The sequence below is a fragment of the Rickettsia australis str. Phillips genome (assembly GCF_000273745.1).
GTDB lineage: Bacteria > Pseudomonadota > Alphaproteobacteria > Rickettsiales > Rickettsiaceae > Rickettsia > Rickettsia australis.
In genome coordinates this window covers 37,601-56,829 of record NZ_AKVZ01000018.1, presented here as the reverse complement: position 1 = coordinate 56,829, position 19,229 = coordinate 37,601, and the positions used below count along the sequence as shown (strand labels likewise).

The window sequence follows — 19,229 nt, the reverse complement described above, 5'->3', positions numbered from 1 at the left end:
ACCACGGGGTCCAGTTTTTTTGAAAATTGTCTGGATATCGTGGTCAAGCCACAGCAGGGGTGACATATTAAACCAACACACACCTCATATATCCCTCTTCTATACCTATCAACCTCGCTTTAAATATCTGCCCTATTTCTAAAGGTTTGTCTAGCTTTACCGGAATAAAATTTTCAGTATGGGCGATATTATTATTCTCTACCAATAACTCTACTTTCTGACCTATATGCTTCTTAAAGAACTCAGACAACTGATTCTGCCCCTCTTGTCTTAGAATTTCAGCTCTTTCTTTCCTTATAGTTTTCGGTACTTGCGGCATACATGCTGCAGGCGTTCCTTCTCTTTCCGAATAAGGAAAAACATGTAAATATTGTAATTCCGCTTCTGAAATTAATTTTCTTGTATTTTCAAACATTTCAGGAGTTTCAGTCGGGAAACCAGCTATAATATCCGCACCAAAAGATACTACCGGTCTTATTGCCCGCAGCTTCCGGCAAAACTCTATTACCTCTGCCCTATTATGCCGTCTTTTCATACGTTTTAATATCATCTCATCGCCTGCTTGCAAGCTAATATGAAAATGCGGCATTATCCTCTCACTATAAGCTATAAGCTCAAAAAGTTCATCATCTATTTCTGCAACATCTATTGAAGATAAACGAAGCCTTTTTAGTTCAGGCACTAAATTTAAAACTCGTTTAATCATTTGTGCAAATGTTGGGCTTCCTGGTAAATCTGAACCGTAAGACGTAACGTCAACACCGGTAAAAACTACTTCTTTAAAACCGTTTAGTACTAAATGCTTTACCTGCTCTGCTATAGCTCCTATTGGTACTGATCTACTTTTACCTCTACCGTAAGGGATAATACAGAAAGTACAAAAATGATCACAACCGTTTTGTACCTGAATAAAAGCACGAGATTTACCGTCAAAGCTACTTACTAAATGACCTGCCGTCTCTTTCACCGACATTATATCGTTAACTACTATTTTTTCATCGGTAATTTGGTAGTAATTAGGTAATAACTTCTCTTCATTCCCTATAACTTTGTCAACTTCCGGCATATTACCGTACATTTGCGGACTTGTTTGAGCACTACAACCGGTAACGATAATTTTTAAATCGGGATTATTCTTTTTAGCCTTGCGGATAGCTTGTCTTGCTTGTTTCTCAGCTGCTTTAGTTACTGCACAAGTATTGAATATTGCCACATTATCGATACCCGATAATTCCAAGTTTTTTCGTATTATCTCACTTTCGTAAATATTAAGTCTACAGCCAAATGTTACTACTTTTTGTCTTAAATTATTGCTCATAATAATACTCCCCTTGAGCAACTAATTTAGCAGACCCTTGCATTATTATATTACCGTTTTCTTCTTTCATAGTAAGGCTGCCATGCTTAAATACTACTATACTTGGTGCATGGATAAAACCGAACTTTAAACCTGCAGCAAAACTACCGCAAGCGCCGCTTCCGCAAGCAAGTGTTAACCCTGCCCCTCGCTCCCAAACGGATAAGTAGATTTTATTATCTTTTACTTCAGCAAAATTAACGTTTACCCCATCTGCGAATAATTCCTTATCCTGCAATTTTTCACCGACAATTTTTTGATCTTGAGGCTCTAACTTACTAAAAATCACCAAATGCGGATTACCTATATCAACACAAATAATTTCCTTTAAATCAATCATATAACGCTCTGCGAGTTCCCAAATTTTATCACGGCTTGGCATCCAAGCTTCATTAAAACTAACACTTCCTACATTAACGCTAATATTATTTTCATCCTCCACATTACATAGCAATTTTTTATTGCCTACCATTACGGTAATATCTTTCTTTCCCGTATCAAGATAAATTAACTTGGCTAAACATCTTGTAGCATTACCGCATAATTTAGCACTAGAGCCATCTATGTTATAGATAATCATCTCATAAAAATCATTATGCTCTGCATAAATAATAAACTGATCGCAACCGATACCTGTATGACGATCAGCCATATTTTTTGCTAGCTGTGATAAATCATATGAACTTAATAAATCTCGTTTGTTAACAATAACAAAATCATTACCAAGACCATGCATTTTTACAAAATTAATTTTACTAATCATAATGTTTTACATATTAGGAAATTGTATTATAGCAAATTATAGCAAATTTGCTATAATGAAGTTATTATATATAAAAATATAGACTATTATGCTAATTTCACGTTTCTTAGACCCTAAAAATAACTATGCATTTTACAAAATTTTCGGTACGGGAAAAAAACAATAATATACTTATTCATTTCCTAAATGACATTTTAGGTTATACGGGAGAGGAAGTAATTACCACAGTTACATTTTTAAAAACTACCTAGGACTGAGACATCGCTGCTTATAAATAATCTATAGTAGATGTATTGTGCAAAGATCAACACGGTACTCAATGCATTGTAGAGATGCAAGTCAGTAAACATCCGGGCTTTAAAAAAAAGAGCTCAGCTTTATGCAGCAAAAGCCTACTCAAGGCAAATACTCAAAGAGGATGATAATCATAAGAAAATGGCAGTATATGCAAAACTTCGAGGAGTAATATTCTTAGCTATTGCCGATTTTATTTTCTTTCCTGATAAAAAAGATTAGAAATCAAATCATAGATTACTTGATACTAAAACTTATGAAAATGACCTACAAGATTTTTATTTTATCTGTTTAGAACTAGAAAAATTTAATAAAGAATTAGATCAATTAGAGCATCTTCAAGCAAAATGGGCGTATTTCTTTTAAGCATGCACATGAAAGCTCTCTAGAAGAAATGGAGCATTTGATAGGTGAAGACCCAATAATTAAAAAATTTTTTATGCTCTAGATCAAGCTAGCTGGTCTGAAAAAGAGTGAAATACCTATGAAAAAATGGTAAAAACCGAAATGGATAATTTAACCGTAGAAGAACAAAAAATTATGGATGCTCTACTAGCTAAAGGAGAAGCTATAGGGAAAGCTAGGGAAAAAGTTACTATGGCTAAAAAAATATTAGCAAAAAATAGACCTTTAGATGAAATTATGGAATTTACCGATTTAACAGAAGAAGAAATCAAAAAATTAAAGTAGCAATGAAAGTACTCAATATTATGCTAAGCCGTGATCTTGGCGGGATTCAACAAGCATTTTTAAATTATAATGCAGCTCTTGAAATGCAAAAAATTGAGATTATAAATATCACTTCTTACAAAGCAAAAATAAATTCTTTTCTACGTAAGACAAGTTTTAAACTACCTAACTTAGTACCTATTGATCCGTTATCGGTACTTATCCTTAAATATATAATCTACAAAATTAAGCCCGATATAATTATAGCACATGGTAATAGAGCAATAAATTTTAGTAAATTTATTAAATCACAAAATATAAAATTAATCGGTATCGCTCATAATTATAGTTTAAAAGGACTACGTAAATGTGATTTTGTTATTGCCTTGACGCATCATATGGAAGAATTTTTACTAAAAAATAACTTTGCCGAATCTAAGATATGCATCATACCGAATATGATAAATATTTATAAAGACTTTACTCCAAATAAAACATATAGAAAACCTATCGTAATTGGTGTACTAGCAAGATTTGTAGCTAAAAAAGGTGTTGATGTTTTTATTAATGCTATAAAAATTTTAAAAGAAAAAAAATATGATATTCAAGCTGTTATAGGTGGAAACGGTGAAGAAAAAGATAATTTAATTGCTTTAGCACGTAAACTTAATTTACAAAGTCAAATATCATTTACAGGATGGGTTAACGATAGAGATAAATTCTTTAAACAAATAGATATTTTTTGTTTACCGTCTCTTCATGAACCGTTTGGAATTATAGTGCTTGAAGCAATAGAGGCAAGCGTGCCTCTTGTTAGTACAGATACTGAAGGACCTGCAGAAATCTTAAAGCATATGCAAGACGGTCTTATTTGTAAAGCCGGCTCTGCTGAAGATTTAGCAGAAAAAATTGTCTATCTAATAGATAACCCCTTAAAAGCAAAAGAATTTTCTAAAAACGCCTACCTTACTCTCAAACAAAATTATGACATTAAAGTTGTTTCTAAAAAGTTAGCAACATTATTACGCAGTTACAAAAATAGTTAGTTGAAAAAATAATAGTCTATATTGACATAATAGTTTAAAGATTCATAAATAATATTAATTTATTTTAATGAACCTGCTAAAGAGTTTTATCTCATTCCTGCGTGGATCAAAAAAAGCACTCGGTATCCAGAAAATAACTTATTATATACGTTGTTTTACCATTTTTAACTAGACCCCGTGGTCAAGCCACGGGATGACAATGAAGAATAACATACTAGTTTTATCGATTTCATCATTTCTTCTATGTAGTTGTAGTACTAAACAAAATAATACTATACCGAATCTCTCATTACCTAATAGTTGGAATAATTATTCTATAGAACAGAAAGATAATACATCATCCAAGTGGTGGTTACAATTTAACGACGCAATATTAAATGAGCTAATTAAAGAATCATTAAACAATAACTCTGATATTTAGCTGGCAATGAGTAATGTGCTAGCAGCAAAAGCTCAACTTAACTTTGTTAATTCTTATAGATTCCCGCAAATCAATTTACAAGGCGGAGCAAATTGAACAAAAAATAGCAATGAAACAAAAGTACCTAATGAGTCAAGATTTTCTAATAATTTCAGGCTAGCAAGCGTACTTAATAAGAATTAGACTTATGAGGAACTGCCGCAAATGCTAGAGAGTCAGCTAAAAAACTTTCCTTACAAGCGAGTATAGCAAGGCAGTGGTACGTTTATCAGTTATAAGTAACGTCATTATAAATTACTTTAATCTTTTAGCATTAGACAAACAAATATATCTAACTAAAAAACTAATTGAAACTCAAACGGAAATTTATAAATTAAATCAGAAATTATAATCTTAGCGTAGGTGATTTAATACCGGTGAGTGAAGCTGCTTCCGAGCTTGCACTTACTAATTTATCATTGCCACCTTTAAAATAACAAAGGCACAAGCAGGAAACTGCTTTAAAAATTTTAAGTAGGTAGAACTCCTGAAAATATAGTAAACGGCTTAATTTATCGTGATAAACCGATAGATTATTTCCCTGCTCTACCGGTATTACCTAAAATATTACCGTCAGAACTTTTAGAGCAAAGACCGGATATTAAAGCAGCAGAGCAGAATTTACTAGCAGCAGATGCAAACTTAAAAGCAATAAAAGCTACTTATTTTCTGCAAATTTCTTTAACAGGTTTATTAGGATTCGGTAACAATAAACTTAATACTCTATTTACTAACTCAACTGAGACTTGCAGGTGGGTGGCAACATAACAGGACCTATTTTTGATTTTGGCAAAACTAGAACTAATGTACAAATTGCCGCAAGTGTTAAAAAGCAATATGTGGCCGCATATAAATCAGTAGTATGCACAGCTTTCGGGCAAGTTATGGATGCTTTATCGTTTGAACAAACATCAAGTAATAATTTGCATATTTGGCAACAAAATGAAGCAGCTTTAACATCTATATTTAAGCTTGCTGATCAGTGTTATAAACGAGGTAATATAGATTACTTAACAGTGCTTACCACTAAACAAAACATACTACAAAACGAAATTGACTGGGTGGCTATAAAGCTTTTACAGCTAAGTTCTATGGTTAATATTTTCCATACACTCGGAAGAGAGAGTGGTAGTACGAGCAACGTCATTGCGAGCGACTGCAAGCCTTGTTGCATGGCTTATTTATGTCATTCCCGCGTAGGCGGGAATGACATAAATAAGCAGAAATAACACAAACACATTAAAGAATTTGATATTGATAACATTACTAGTGCTAATAGTAATATTAGTGGTTTGGGTAATAAAACATCATCATAAAAGCAGTAAACAAATTACTATAGCAGCTCCGGTTGAAGTAACAAAAGTTATCAGAAAAGACGTACCTTATGTGATAGAGCTTGCAGGAGCGGCTGAAACTTACCAAAGTGCCGATATTAGACCTCAAGTTACATGACAAATATTAAGTGTAAATTTTGATGATGGACAAGAAGTAACAGCAGGTGATTTATTATATAAAATCGATTCTCGTCCGTTTCAAAATCAATTACATCAAGCACAAGCAAATTTACTAAGTGATACTTATAACCTCAAAAATGCTATAAAAGAAGAAACAAGATATCGTGCTTTATATGAAGAAAAAGCCGTTTCGGAAGAGCAATATTTACAGATGCTAACTAATATGAATATGCTTGGGGCTGCTGTTGAACTTGATAAAGCAATTATTGCAGATGCTAATTTACAAATCGAGTATTCAAAAATAGTAGCTCCTTTTGACGGTAAACTTAGTGAGAGTAATGTTGATATAGGTGATTTAGTGTCACCATATTTTGCAAATCTTGTCACTATAAATACCATCTCACCTATTTATGTCAGTTTTTCCGTACCTGAAAAATATCTAGACTGTATTAATAAATCTCAAAAATCTTATAACTTGGCTTTGACGGTTAGAACCGTAAACGATCAAGAAATTAAAGACGGTGAGATAGTCATTGTCGACAATGCAATTGATCCAAATAGTGGCACTATAAAAGTCAAAGCAACTCTAACCTAACCAAGATGAAATATTATGGCCTGGGCAATTCGTACGTGTATCATTACGCATCTACACAGAAAAAGATGCTCTAATAGTTCCGTCTAAGGCGATGCAAACTAATGATCAAAGACCTGATGTATTTGTGATCGATAAAGACAATAAGGACGTGGTCAAGAATATAGATATAAGTTTTTTCTAATGATGATTTTATTGTTATTAAAAGCGGTATAGATGAGGGTGCAACGCTAATCACCAACGGGCCACTATGATTATCTAACGGAGTAGAGGTGAGTGTTAGGGAGGAGTAGTTTATTCTTACTTCCTATGTCATGTCCGTGCAGGCGGGAATCCAAGATAAAGCGAGCTTTTAATTTTAAAAACTTACTATGTATACAATTTGTAATTACTGGATTCCCGCTTTCGCGGAATGACATAAAACAAAATTTGCTATATTTGTAACTTGTATTACTGGATTCCGTGGACAAGCCACGGAATGACAGGTGTGAGGAATAATTGAGTATTTCAGAAATATTTATTAAGCGTCCGGTTCTTGCTACCTTATTCATGGTGACTATTTTGCTGTTTGGAGCATTCAGCTATAATCTATTACCAGTCAGCGTTTTACCTGACATCGATTTTCCGACTATTCAGGTTTCAGTAAGCTTGACCCAACCACTATGGCATCTTCAGTTGCATTACCGCTTGAAAAGCAGTTCTCGACGATATCCGATATTGATTCGATGAGTTCGGTTAACAGTAACGGCACTACTCAAATTACTTTGCAGTTTAATTGAGATCGTGATATAGCCGCATCGGCACAAGACGTACAAGCAGCTACCGCACGACTTACCTACTACACCCTCATATCGTAAAGTAAATCCTGTCGATGCACCTATATTTTATTTATCTTTAACCTCTGATACTCTCCCTTTATATACTGTGGAACTATTACGCTGAAACAATTATGGCTGAACGTTTATCAATGTTACCGGGTGTTACACAGGTACAAGTGTACGGCTCATAACAATATGCAGTGCGTGTACAAGTTGATCTGGTTAAGATGGCAGCAAATAATCTATGGCTTAACCAAGTATCGAATATTATCAGCTCTGCTAACGTTAATTTACCGACTGGAGCTTTATACGGTCAAGATATCTACTCGAGCATTAGAGCCCCGGGCAACTACAAAATGCTAAAGAATATAATGATTTAATATTAACCTATAAAAACGGTAATACGCTTTTTCTTAAAAAGATCGGTAAAGCCATCGATAGCGTAGCTCACAATAAAATAGCCACTTGGTATAGAGATAAACCTGGATTAATACTTGCTATTCAGAAACAGCCCGATACTAACACTATTGAAATAGTTGACTCTATAAAAGAAGTATTACCGTTACTCCGCAAACAAATCCCTGAGGGTGTTAATATTAATATCATGTTTGATAGGTCAATTTCTATCAGAGCATCGGTCAATGATGCCAATTTTACGATGCTACCCGCTTTAATACTTGTAGTGATTGCTATATTTCTCTTTCTGTATCATTTACGGTCCGTGATTATTCCGACTATTGCTCTTCCTTTATCGATTGTCGGTACTTTTGCCTTTATATATCTATTCGGTTATAGCATCGATAATATGTCTTTAATGGCTCTAACGCTTGCAATGGGGTTTATAGTAGACGATGCAATAGTAGTGCTTGAAAATATCACATAACATATGAAAAAAGGCAAGAATAAAATAGCAGCATATATTAATGTACTAAAGAAATAGGATTGACTATCGTCTCAATGACTCTATCACTAATGGCGGTATTCATACCGATATTATTTATGAGCGGAATTTTAGGAAATGACTACACGAACTTGCTGTTATTATTACTACCGCTATTTTACTTTCGAGAGTTATCTCGATAACCGTAGCGCCAATGTTATGTAATGTGTTTTTGAAGGATTGTCATTGTGAGGAAAAGACTACGTCTGTCATCCCACGACTTGATCGCGGGATCCAAGAAAATATAAAAAAACTTTTAATATAATGTATTACTTAAAAACCATAACATAGATTCATTCTTTTCGGCCGCAGGTGTTTCTGGTAGGAACTATGCCGTTAACCAAGGTACGATTTTTATTAGCTTAAAACTAAGAAATCAAAGAATAGGAGCTGATGCAGTTATAGACCAGTTACGCTCAAAACTAGATCATCTAGTAGGTATATATTCAAAACATACCGACTATTACGATTGGCGGACAAGCAATAAAAAGCCAATATCAATATACTATGCAAGGACTCGATCAAGACGAGCTATTTAACTTTACACCGAAATTAAAAGACAAGCTTGCACGGATGCCAAGTTTTATTGACGTAACTTCGGACTTACAAATAGCACAACCACAAACTTTAGTACAGATTGATAGATATAAGGATGCAAAACTCGGTATATCAATCGAACAAATACAGAATATCCTATATGCAGCTTACGGTGCTGAGCAGATTTCAACATTATATACCCCAACAGCTCAATATGACATTATTTTAGAGCTAGACCTTAAATATCAAATAGATTCATCAATGTCATCTTTAGTCAATATTAACTCTGCAAGCGGCAATTTAGTACCGCTAACTACCATTACTAAAATTGTTAATATTGTTGATCTGCTTAGTATTTCACATTTCGGGCAATTACCTTCGGTTACAGTATCATTTAACCTACAAGGCGGGTATTCAATTAGTGATGCCGTTCCAAAAGTTAATCAGGCAATAAGAGACTTACAAATTCCGGCTACGATTACCGGAAGCTTTCAAGGAACGGCTCAGGCATTTCAGTCGTCTTTTTCTGCTCTTGGCTTATTGCTTGGACTTGCCGTTATAGTTATTTACATTATCCTTGGTATGTTATATGAGAGTTTTGTGCATCCTATAACCATACTTTCAGAGCTATCTACCGCTATATTTGGAGCATTACTCACTCTACTAATATTTAATAGCGAACTTGATATGTACGGGTTTGTCGGACTTATAATGCTAATCGGTATCGTTAAGAAAAACGCTATCATGATTATCGATTTTGCTTTGGAACTTGAACGTACCGACAATAAATTTTCGCATGAAGCCATGTATAATAAGATTCAGACCGATTACGATGACTACCATAGCCGCATTAATGGGAGCTATTCCTATTGCCCTTGGAGTCGGAGCTACTGGTGCTGAGAGAAGGTCTCTAGGACTTGCCGTAGTCGGTGGGTTACTCACATCGCAACTACTTACTCTTTATATTACGCCGATAATCTTCTTGTATTTGGAAGCAGCTAAGAAATGGCTAAAAAATAGCAATTATAAAGCTGAAATTAGCAACCTATACGGAATTAAATTGGAAAGATTAACATTAGACTCTTGCATAATGTAGTTCATAAAGAGGAATTTGAAGGAAACACGAAGCACAGAACTGCAGCGTACACTATAGTACATAAGGATGAGGGGCTAGGATTGACGCACAAATTACCTTGAGAAACAAGTTATGCCAGAAGTCTAATGTTGTATGGCTCAAGAAACTCGTTCGGTATCATACCGTAGCTTGACCAAGATATCTAGAAAAATAACTAAAAATACTAATAATATTAGTATTTTGATCCCATGGACAAGCCATGGGGTGACAGCGTTATCAAGGTTGTTCAGTATGCGGCGTCGTGTTCTCTTCTCCGGCAACCGTAATTTCATCACTATCATAATTAAATTTATCCATTTTAGAAGTGGTAGACGGTACAGGAGATTTGCTTGCGAGCTTATCAGCCTCTGCTAAATAATTTCTTACTTCTCGTGTACCAAGTAATTCCATAGCATCATTTGTATTACTCTCTTTTATATATGCTTCAGGAATATAAGCCTTAATATATTCCATATCAGATGCGTTTTTTAATAAATAAGGTGATACAAATTCTAATATGTCCTTACCGCTTCTTTTATAATGAGCAAATGAGTAAGCAACACAAATGCCATAGTCATTTAATTGATTACAAAATTCTTGTGTCTTGTCTATCAAATGTTGTTTTGCAGATTCTACAGCTTTTAAAGCATATAATATCTGTTCCCTTGTTGCTTAAATAGAAACATCATCTGAAGCCATCCCGTAAGCTTTTTCAAGCTCTTGATCTTTAAAATGTAATTTTTGTTAATTCCTTTATTTCAGCAACAATAGGATTTTGAAGACCTTTTATAGAGATAAGACTAGAAGTACTTGCTGAGAGTTTACTTTTTATAATATACCTATTAATAAATTTAACATATTTCTATATTAAAATATTAATTTTTATTAAAAAATAATATTCTTACTTAAGAAAAATAATAAACCTATTGATAGTGATAAATATATGACATATATTATATCGAACAAGCATTACTAACGTCATCATAATCTTCACGGATAAATTTTTGCTTTACCTTAGAATTGTTATTATACGGCTTACTATTTTTTAATGGTGGATAATTTACAGGTTCATAATTTGTAACGGGTGGTGCATAATTTTGGTTTACCGCAGCATTTGGACAAGTATATTTTGATATATCACGCTTAGTTTCTCTAAGCATTGCTTTTATCTGATTTAATTCCTCTTGCATCTTTTTTTCTTTATCGCTATCGTCTTTTCTCACCTTTTTATTTGCTCTACTTAAAGTCATACCATCATCGGATTCAGCGAAGCCGGACTCTGCTTTTTGCCTTGCTATATCCCTTTTAATCATCTTAAGATACATTTCACGATTTCTCTTTACAGGATCGATTCTCTCTCCTCTTAAAGGACTATCGCTATCATAGTCATCATCATCGTCGTTATCATAATCAAGATTATCTTCTATAATATTCTTTTTAGCTAAAGTAATATATTTATTATTATATACTGGTTTTCTTTTGCCGCCTTTAGCACCTTTACTATCAACCAATCTATTATTTGCGGATCTTTGAAAATAGCTTCTCAAATTATCAGTACAAGCTGAAAGTAAAAACATTCCTAAAAATAATATTATAATTTTTTTAAACATATATTTATATTATTCCAAAACTTTTATTATGATTAATGCCACATAATAGCCAGTTTTGCAAGGATAAAGAACCGAACTGCTGTGCACTTAATTAAATTATTGCTATTCTGAGGTATTTTTGATATTGTTGCGTGCCTTACTGTCATCCCGTGGCTTGACCACAGGATCCAGTCTTTTTTATTTTTTTCTGGACCCTGGGGTCTCAAGCCACGGAGTGACAAATCACTCCTTCTATTAAATCACTTAACAACACATGCCCTTCTTTTCTTCTTTTTAATAAATTTTGTGAAGCATCTTCTAATATCTTTGGATTACTTATCAAATCGAGTATTTTATCTGCTAATTTTCCTGCAGAAATATCACTCTGCTCTAAACACCATCCTGCTTTTTTATCTTCCAATAATTTTGCATTGTAATATTGATGATTATCCGCAGCACTAGGCAGTGGAATAAAGATTGCCGGCAACCCTATATAGGTCAATTCTGCTATAGTAGATGCGCCTGCCCTTGAAATCACTATATCGGCTTCTTTATATTGCAATGCCATATTATCAAAAAATTCGGCAAATTCATAATTAATGTTTAATTTCGAGTATATATCTTTTATTTTTACTTGATCACCTAATGCGGCTTGCTGGATTATATTTAATTTAAGATTTGGTTGTTTTCGCATCAAAATTTGGATACTTGCAGGTATCAGCTCTGAAAATAACGTAGCTCCTTGACTACCGCCAAAGATTAATATAGTAAAAAGCTTGTCATTCCGTGGCTTGACCACGGAATCCAGTCTTTTTTTATTTTTTTGGACCCCGTGATCAAGCCACGGGGTGACACTGAGTACACTACAGAATCCAACTCCCTAATATTCTCCCTAACTATCCCACCGGTAACTACTATTTTATTTTTTACAAATTCCGGTAAATTTTTTACATCTTCATAAGAAATAGCTATCTTTTTAGCAAAGCTTGCAAAAAATTTATTAACTTTCCCGAGGTAAGAATTTTGTTCATGAATTATAATCGGTACTCTTAAAAAAACTGCCGCAAATATCGAAGATATAACAGGATAACTGCCAAATCCTATAATAGCTGAAGATCTGATATTATATAATAATTTAATAGCTTTTAAGATCGCAATTGATAAGTTTGGTAAAAATAAAAAAATATTACTTGAGCGTTTTAAATCTAAGATATGAAAAATTAACCCCATATTCTGATTTATATATTTTTGGCATCTTAAATCAGTAATAAAATGAACTTCATATCCACGTTTCAATAATTCTTCCCCAAGAGCAACAGCCGGAAAAAAATGCCCGCCCGTACCACCTGCTACTAAAATTATTTTTTTCATATTTCAACATTACGAATTTTGTACGAATTTAAAGGAATTCGGTGTCTTGTAAATCCAAGCAGCATACCGGTAGCGATAGCTATTGCAAGCGTTGAAGAACCACCGTAACTAATAAACGGCAATGTCATACCTTTAGTAGGTAATAAATGCAAAGTTACGCCCATATTAATTATCGCCTGAAGCCCTAATTGTGCAATTATACCGCTAGCAGCGAATTGTACAAATTTATCTGTTTCGTTTAACAATTTAATAAGACTTCTTAATACTATAAAAGCAAATATACCTATAACAATCAGGCAAATAATAGCTCCAAACTCCTCACCTGCTACAGCAAAAATAAAATCTGTATGTGAGTCAGGTAGTACCTGCTTTACTGCTCCCTCTCCTGGACCGCGTCCATATAAACCGCCATGCTCAAAAGCCTTAAGAGACTTACTAACTTGATAATTCTCACTACTATCAGGATCTAAAAATGAATTAATTCTTTGCGTTACGTGAGGTAACCAAAAATAAGCAATAGTTACTCCTATCATTCCTAAAAAACCGGCTAGCACAATCCAAAATATCGGCATACCCGCAATAAATAGCTGAATACCGAAAACTGCCGTAATCATTACAAGCATTCCAAAATCGGGCTGAATAATTAAGAGAATAGCAACAATAGAATAAAATATTATACAAATTGTAAAACTTGGAAAATCATCATTAAATTTCAGCGACAATATCCAGCCCGTAACAACTGCAAAAAACGGTTTGATAAATTCCGAAGGTTGAATAGATAGACCTAGAATATTAATCCATCGCACTGCTCCTTTTACTTCATAGCCCAAAAATTTAACTGCTATTAATAAAACTATACTAGCAATAAACCCAATTATTGCAAAACGCCTTAACCATTTTTTATTAAGACATGAAAATAATAATATAAGACCTGAAGCAGCAGCTAAATAAAATATTTGTCTAGATGCAAAATAACTTTCTTCAAGCCCTATTCTACTTGCTACTGCCGAACCTGAGGTAGTAACAAGCATTAGACTAAAAGCAAATAAGATAATTAAAGAAATTATTATTTGCCTATCGGTACTCCGCCACCATAATTTTATAAAATTATTAGATATTTCGTTATTCATGACTATATTTATGTTATTGCATGGATTAGAAAACATGCTCGAGGTCATACCGTGATCAAACCTATAGTACCGGACATTTTTCGTTTTATGTCATTCCTGCGGGAGGCAGGAATCCAGTTAAATAAAGCTTCAAGAAGCTTTATTTGCAAAAATTATCTAATAAAAAATCTTTAAAATTAAAGATTTTTAGTCTAGGCTCCCCCCCGCTTTCGCGGGAATGACATCGAAAATTTTTTAACAACCGTCCTGTACTATGAGTCACGCCACGGGTGATAGTATACTACACAACTTTATAAACCACTCGCCACGCTCTGCAAAATTTTTAAACTGATCATATGAGCTACAACTAGGTGCCAACAAGATATTTTTCACCTCCGCATTATCACCTACTGCATCCTTATAAGCAAGATCGAAAGCCTGCTCAAGATTATCACATATTACAAAATCTACTATATTCTTAGCAGTATTTGCAAATATTTCTTTAGCTTGACCATAAAAATAAGCTTTCTTAATTTTACTGAAATAAGGCTTTATGCCTTCAATACCACCCTCTTTAGGGATTCCTCCCGCAAGCCAGTAAATATTATCAAGTGCTTTAATTGATTGTACGGCAGATATAGCATTTGTCGCTTTACTATCATTGTAAAAACTTATATTATTTATACTACCGATGTATTGCATTCTATGAGGTAAACTTTGAAAACTACCTATAGACTCAAGTATTTTTTTAGGTTCTAATCCTATTATTTTAGCTACTGCATAACTTGCAGCGATATTCTCATAATTATGAGTTCCTTGCAAATTTTTATTAAAAGGTATAGTATAATTCAGAAAACTTGATACAAGCGAATTTTGTAGGTCTCGCCTGTGCTCACGTATTTTTATGCGCTCCGCAGGCTTGCCTTGAAATTCATCTTGTCTGAAGCTTTCTGAATTATACTGGCATTCAAACCTTATATTATCAAAAAAATTATCGTTAATTTTATCATCAACTACCGACATGCCGTTTTCAAGAATTTTAGTAACCGAAAAAGGAATTAGTTTTATACGTTGCTCCTGCTGCAATGTTATAAAAATTTCACGACAATAATCATTATCAATATTAATTACTGCATAACTATCTTTATCCATTCGATCAAAAATCTTGGATTTTGCTGCAATATAGCCGTTCATATCCTGATGTCTGTCTAAATGGTCGGGAGTTATATTAAGAAGCACTGCTATTTTAGCTGTAAAGATTTTTACTAGATCTAGCTGAAAAGAAGACAATTCAAGTACATATCCGTTCTTACTTGCTTTAGCTTGCAAAGCAGGAACTCCAATATTACCGGCAACCTGATAGTCTAAACCGCTAATATTTAAGATATGGCTTATTAAAGCAGTAGTAGTACTTTTACCGTTTGTACCAGTTATGGCGATAAAGTTTAAATTTTTTGATTTTTCAAATAATAAATCTATATCGGAAGTGATTGGAATATTAAAATTTTTTGCCATACCTACTATCTTATGTGTTAAAGAAATTCCAGGGCTTAAGACAATTTTATCTAAATTTTGCCATCTTAAATCAGATAAAGCAACAATAGCGCTTTTACTATATAATTTTTTAAATATATCTCTATTTGCTTTTAAATCGTCATAAACAATTACGTCACATTTACCTTGCAGCTCTTCATAAACCGATATACCGGTTTTACCAAGCCCAAAAACACCTATTTTTTGTTTTGTATGAGAATTCATGAATCTGTAATTGAGAGGGTGAGCAAAAAATTGTTATCCCATGGCTTGACCACGGGGACAACACAATTCTTAATCCATATCCTGCATTAAAGCTTGTTCACCTTCATTAAATTCACCTTGTCCTTTTACATTACTGTAAGTTGTTTTACTATTCCCAGGATCTGGTAAATAATAATGAGGAGGCACTTCCAGTGCTTTAGCACGCTGTACTTGATACTCATTAGGTCCGGCTGTTGATATACCTACGGTTTCTTTTAACTTTTTACTACAAGCAGAAGTAATTAATAAAACAGTCAATAATAAAAAAATCTTTTTCACTTAAACACCTTTAATTTAAATTATATTTAATCGTTACCGCCCTTATCGGTGTTACGAATTTTTTCAGCCATAGCTTTAATTTGAGCATTATCATAATTCCCTTTAACCTTTTCTTCAATAACTTTTTTAGTACTATAATAATCTTCTATTAAGATAATTACTCCTATTGTAATAAAACAATCAGCTAAATTAAATACGGGGAAGCTATAATTTTGATAATGGAAATGAATGAAGTCAAAGACCGCCCCTCTAAAAAACCTATCAATTAGATTACCGACAGCCCCACCAATGACAAAACTATAACCGGCAAAACTCCCTATTGTTTTTGAACGTATCATCAAATAATATAAATAACAGACAATAAGCGTGTTCGTTATTAAAAAAATAGCATTACTATACTGATAATATTCACGCATTAGACCAAAACTAATACCGTAATTCCAAGTATAAACCATATTTAAGAAAGAAGTAACCTTGAGCATTAAGCCTGGTTTCCATCTCAAATTATCAATAAACCACCATTTACTTAACTGGTCAATAATTACTAAGGTTATTATTATACGACTACTACAAGCAAATGTTAGATGTAGTTTTTTTAGGAGTAGGAACATAGATGTTTATGAAATATTAAATGTATGGGACTGGTTACGCAAATCGTCATTGCGAGTAGGCATTGTTACGTAGACCAAAAAATCCATTCGGTGTCATACCGTAGCTTGACCACGATATTCAAAAAACAATAAAAATACTAATAATTTTAGTATTTTAACTGGATCCCGCTTTCAAGTCGCGGGATGACAATAGAAAACCGATCCACGCAATAATGCCACGCCGGGAATGACACAAAACTATCCATACAACAACGCCTTCAGTCGCTCGTAATGACGGCTATCCTAATGAAACCTCTGATGCTTTATCAGTTTACAACTCCTTATCAAGCTTAACATTTAAAGTTTTTATTTCTTTTTTAAATTGTTTGAATTTCTCTAAATTTCTTCCGTTTAATTCTACACCAGGTGTTGTTTTAACCGACATAGGATTAACATGTTTGCCGTCAATTTTAACTTCATAATGCAAATGTGGTCCTCTAGCTCTACCGGTACTCCCAACATATGCTATAACCTGCCCCTGTTTTACTATGCTTCCCACTTTTAAATTTTTTGCAAAGTTTGAAGCATGAGCATAAGCAGTAGATAACGTACCACTATGTTTTATCTGAATAAATTTTCCATAACCCGACTTCCAACCTATCTCCGTTATAACTCCGTTTCCTGCGGAATATATAGGCGTACCGGTTGGAGCTGAAAAGTCAACTCCCTTATGCATTTTAGTATAACCGAGTATCGGATGTTTTCTATTACCATAATGTGAAGAAACTTTTATAACTTTTAGCGGGGTTTTAAGTAAGCTTCTTTTTACGCTTTTACCATCTTCGGAAAAAAATGCATAATTATTTGTATTATTGTCATGGGAATAACGATATATATTATATTCTTTTCCTGAAAGATTTAATGAAACATACAGGATTTTACCGTGGTGAGAAAATTTACCGTCTTCCGTTACGTATTGTTCCATTATTACGGTTGCGGTATCACCACTTTTTATTTGACGTTGAAAATCGATTTGATAGGCATAAGCATTAATCAGCTCTATTATGCTATTATTTGATAAACCCAGTTTTTTAAGAGCTGACATAAAATTTGATTCAATATTTACCGATGCTTTAGCAATTTTTTTAGTTAAAGGTACTATAATTTCTTCAACGTTGAAATTATCGTTTTCTCTTATTACTTCAATAGTCTTGTGCTTATCAACAATTATAATGATTTTATTTAAGAATGTTACCTCTGAGGTTAAATCTTCATGCTCGTTTTCAGTAATTTTTGTTTCATATTCAAAAGTAATTTGTTGCCCTATTTTAAGAGCAGAGGATAATTTCCCCTCTTTTATTAAACTTACAATTTTTTCTATTTCATCTTTAGGGATATGTTGTTCTATTAAAATTGACTTTATAGTATCGCCTTTTTTTACTACTACTTCTTTAAATGAAATTGTTTCTTCTTCACCACTATCAGGTCGTACTAAAGTTATGGATAATGTGTTGTTAACATAATTATTAACAGCAAAAGAGACGAAAAAAACTAATCCTATAAATAATAATAAGGACGAAGAGATGAGGATTTTCCTAAGACGTGCACTAATAAAAGAGGATGGTAATATGCCATTAAAATCATAAGATAGTGCGGTATCATTCATTAAAATTGCTCTGAAGATTATTTGAATCAATTTTTCATTACTAATAATAATATGAATTATATACAAACAAATTACAATAGACAATTGTAAAATTTTGTTTTATTTCTGCTTTATTAGTTTTTTTGATTAAAATTAAATTTTTTATATAAGTTAATCTTCGTTAACTTATATTAGTCATGAACTTATATTAGAAGGATTATGCCTAGACTTTTCTTATTTTTATTAATTTTTATAAATCTTATATCCTGTTCATCTAACCATAATACTATCAAACCGCCCAAAATAGAATATTATGAGGATATTTCTTTAAATAAAAACTGCCCTATAAATAGTGAAATAGTTCTAGTAGGCGGTTGTTTTGATGTATTACACTACGGTCATATAGAATTTCTACGCAAAGCTAAAAAACAAGCTAAATACTTAATAGTCGCTTTAGAGCCTGACGAAACAATTATTAAATATAAAAAACGTCAACCTATACATAATCAATTACAACGAGCAAAAATTTTAAGTTCTTTCACATTTGTTGATAAAGTACTTATATTGCCTACACTAAAAGACTTTAATGATTACGCCCGATTAGTACAAGATATTTGTCCTTCTGTAATCGCTGTAACAAAGCACGATCCTCAGTTAATAAATAAACAAAATCAAGCAAAATTAATAAATGCGAAAGTAATAGAAGTTATTGACTTACTACAACATCCTAATATAGGTACACTTTCTAGCTCAAAGATTATTAAAAATATGTAGTTTTTACAAAAATTTATCGATTTTTACTTTA

The 19,229-nt window shown here is 33.0% G+C and carries 19 protein-coding genes and 4 pseudogenes; 13 read left to right on the top strand and 10 right to left on the bottom strand.

Annotation, left to right across the window (positions count from 1 at the left end):
• Positions 1 to 67 precede the first annotated feature (67 nt).
• The gene (gene mtaB, locus A452_RS0102690; RefSeq protein WP_014412805.1) at positions 68 to 1,318 is read right to left on the bottom strand and encodes a tRNA (N(6)-L-threonylcarbamoyladenosine(37)-C(2))-methylthiotransferase MtaB; all 1,251 of its coding nucleotides are present in this window, start codon (positions 1,316 to 1,318) and stop codon (positions 68 to 70) included.
• Positions 1,308 to 2,120 carry a diaminopimelate epimerase gene (gene dapF / locus A452_RS0102685; RefSeq protein WP_014412806.1) on the bottom strand — a complete coding sequence of 271 codons (813 nt, stop codon included), beginning with the start codon at positions 2,118 to 2,120 and terminating at the stop codon, positions 1,308 to 1,310. The genes mtaB and dapF overlap by 11 nt, the downstream gene beginning before the upstream one ends.
• Before the next feature lie 786 nt (positions 2,121 to 2,906).
• Between dapF and A452_RS13115 the strand changes: the two genes are divergently transcribed.
• The 12 genes and pseudogenes from A452_RS13115 to A452_RS08090 all read left to right on the top strand — a co-directional run bounded on the left by A452_RS13115 (position 2,907) and on the right by A452_RS08090 (position 10,026).
• The gene (locus tag A452_RS13115) at positions 2,907 to 3,104 is read left to right on the top strand and encodes a hypothetical protein (protein ID WP_458692631.1); all 198 of its coding nucleotides are present in this window, start codon (positions 2,907 to 2,909) and stop codon (positions 3,102 to 3,104) included.
• A 2-nt stretch (positions 3,105 to 3,106) separates the two neighbouring features.
• The gene (locus A452_RS0102670; RefSeq protein ID WP_014412807.1) at positions 3,107 to 4,129 is read left to right on the top strand and encodes a glycosyltransferase family 4 protein; all 1,023 of its coding nucleotides are present in this window, start codon (positions 3,107 to 3,109) and stop codon (positions 4,127 to 4,129) included.
• Between the two features lie 199 nt (positions 4,130 to 4,328).
• Positions 4,329 to 4,550 carry a hypothetical protein gene (locus A452_RS09555; RefSeq protein ID WP_193427884.1) on the top strand — a complete coding sequence of 74 codons (222 nt, stop codon included), beginning with the start codon at positions 4,329 to 4,331 and terminating at the stop codon, positions 4,548 to 4,550.
• Positions 4,551 to 4,556: 6 nt separating this feature from the next.
• Positions 4,557 to 4,646, top strand: coding sequence for a hypothetical protein (locus A452_RS08120; RefSeq protein ID WP_014412808.1), 90 nt, complete (start codon positions 4,557 to 4,559; stop codon positions 4,644 to 4,646).
• 160 nt (positions 4,647 to 4,806) lie between these two features.
• Complete coding sequence (locus A452_RS12500) at positions 4,807 to 4,941, top strand: hypothetical protein (RefSeq protein ID WP_017208517.1); 135 nt, start codon at positions 4,807 to 4,809, stop codon at positions 4,939 to 4,941.
• A gap of 143 nt (positions 4,942 to 5,084) precedes the next feature.
• A complete protein-coding gene (locus A452_RS12755) occupies positions 5,085 to 5,357 on the top strand; it encodes a TolC family protein (protein WP_338009659.1) in 273 nt (90 codons plus the stop codon).
• The gene (locus A452_RS11360) at positions 5,342 to 5,818 is read left to right on the top strand and encodes a TolC family protein (protein WP_014412809.1); all 477 of its coding nucleotides are present in this window, start codon (positions 5,342 to 5,344) and stop codon (positions 5,816 to 5,818) included. Before A452_RS12755 ends, A452_RS11360 begins: the two co-directional genes overlap by 16 nt.
• 25 nt (positions 5,819 to 5,843) lie before the next feature.
• Positions 5,844 to 6,041: a hypothetical protein gene (locus A452_RS08110; RefSeq protein WP_014412810.1), complete on the top strand. Its 198-nt coding sequence runs from the start codon at positions 5,844 to 5,846 to the stop codon at positions 6,039 to 6,041.
• A gap of 3 nt (positions 6,042 to 6,044) precedes the next feature.
• Positions 6,045 to 6,638, top strand: coding sequence for an efflux RND transporter periplasmic adaptor subunit (locus A452_RS11855; protein ID WP_081482383.1), 594 nt, complete (start codon positions 6,045 to 6,047; stop codon positions 6,636 to 6,638).
• Positions 6,639 to 7,184: 546 nt separating this feature from the next.
• Positions 7,185 to 7,414, top strand: a pseudogene (locus A452_RS10770) (efflux RND transporter permease subunit).
• A gap of 266 nt (positions 7,415 to 7,680) precedes the next feature.
• Positions 7,681 to 8,607, top strand: a pseudogene (locus A452_RS09540) (efflux RND transporter permease subunit); the annotation flags it as partial.
• 293 nt (positions 8,608 to 8,900) lie between these two features.
• A pseudogene (locus tag A452_RS08090) lies at positions 8,901 to 10,026 on the top strand (efflux RND transporter permease subunit).
• Positions 10,027 to 10,281: 255 nt separating this feature from the next.
• On the opposite strand, the gene A452_RS09530 reads toward A452_RS08090, so the two are convergent.
• The 8 genes and pseudogenes from A452_RS09530 to A452_RS0102580 form a co-directional block, all read right to left on the bottom strand.
• On the bottom strand, positions 10,282 to 10,659 hold the full coding sequence (locus A452_RS09530; protein ID WP_014412814.1) for a hypothetical protein: 378 nt from the start codon (positions 10,657 to 10,659) through the stop codon (positions 10,282 to 10,284).
• A 338-nt stretch (positions 10,660 to 10,997) separates the two neighbouring features.
• Positions 10,998 to 11,654, bottom strand: a complete 657-nt coding sequence (locus A452_RS0102615; RefSeq protein WP_014412815.1) for a hypothetical protein — start codon at positions 11,652 to 11,654, stop codon at positions 10,998 to 11,000.
• Between the two features lie 202 nt (positions 11,655 to 11,856).
• A pseudogene (gene murG / locus A452_RS08080) lies at positions 11,857 to 13,004 on the bottom strand (undecaprenyldiphospho-muramoylpentapeptide beta-N-acetylglucosaminyltransferase).
• Positions 13,001 to 14,134, bottom strand: a complete 1,134-nt coding sequence (gene ftsW / locus A452_RS0102600) for a putative lipid II flippase FtsW (protein WP_014412818.1) — start codon at positions 14,132 to 14,134, stop codon at positions 13,001 to 13,003. Before ftsW ends, murG begins: the two are co-directional and overlap by 4 nt.
• A 258-nt stretch (positions 14,135 to 14,392) precedes the next feature.
• On the bottom strand, positions 14,393 to 15,871 hold the full coding sequence (gene murD, locus A452_RS0102595; protein WP_014412819.1) for a UDP-N-acetylmuramoyl-L-alanine--D-glutamate ligase: 1,479 nt from the start codon (positions 15,869 to 15,871) through the stop codon (positions 14,393 to 14,395).
• 69 nt (positions 15,872 to 15,940) lie between these two features.
• On the bottom strand, positions 15,941 to 16,189 hold the full coding sequence (locus tag A452_RS0102590; protein ID WP_014412820.1) for a membrane lipoprotein lipid attachment site-containing protein: 249 nt from the start codon (positions 16,187 to 16,189) through the stop codon (positions 15,941 to 15,943).
• A gap of 26 nt (positions 16,190 to 16,215) precedes the next feature.
• Positions 16,216 to 16,800, bottom strand: coding sequence for a signal peptidase II (lspA, locus tag A452_RS0102585; protein ID WP_014412821.1), 585 nt, complete (start codon positions 16,798 to 16,800; stop codon positions 16,216 to 16,218).
• Positions 16,801 to 17,110: 310 nt separating this feature from the next.
• Entirely contained in the window at positions 17,111 to 18,445 is a 1,335-nt protein-coding gene (locus A452_RS0102580) for a M23 family metallopeptidase (protein ID WP_014412822.1), read from the bottom strand.
• 240 nt (positions 18,446 to 18,685) lie between these two features.
• Here A452_RS0102580 and A452_RS0102575 point away from each other — a divergent pair, with 240 nt between their 5' ends.
• On the top strand, positions 18,686 to 19,198 hold the full coding sequence (locus A452_RS0102575) for an adenylyltransferase/cytidyltransferase family protein (RefSeq protein ID WP_331270659.1): 513 nt from the start codon (positions 18,686 to 18,688) through the stop codon (positions 19,196 to 19,198).
• The last annotated feature ends 31 nt before the right edge of the window (positions 19,199 to 19,229 follow it).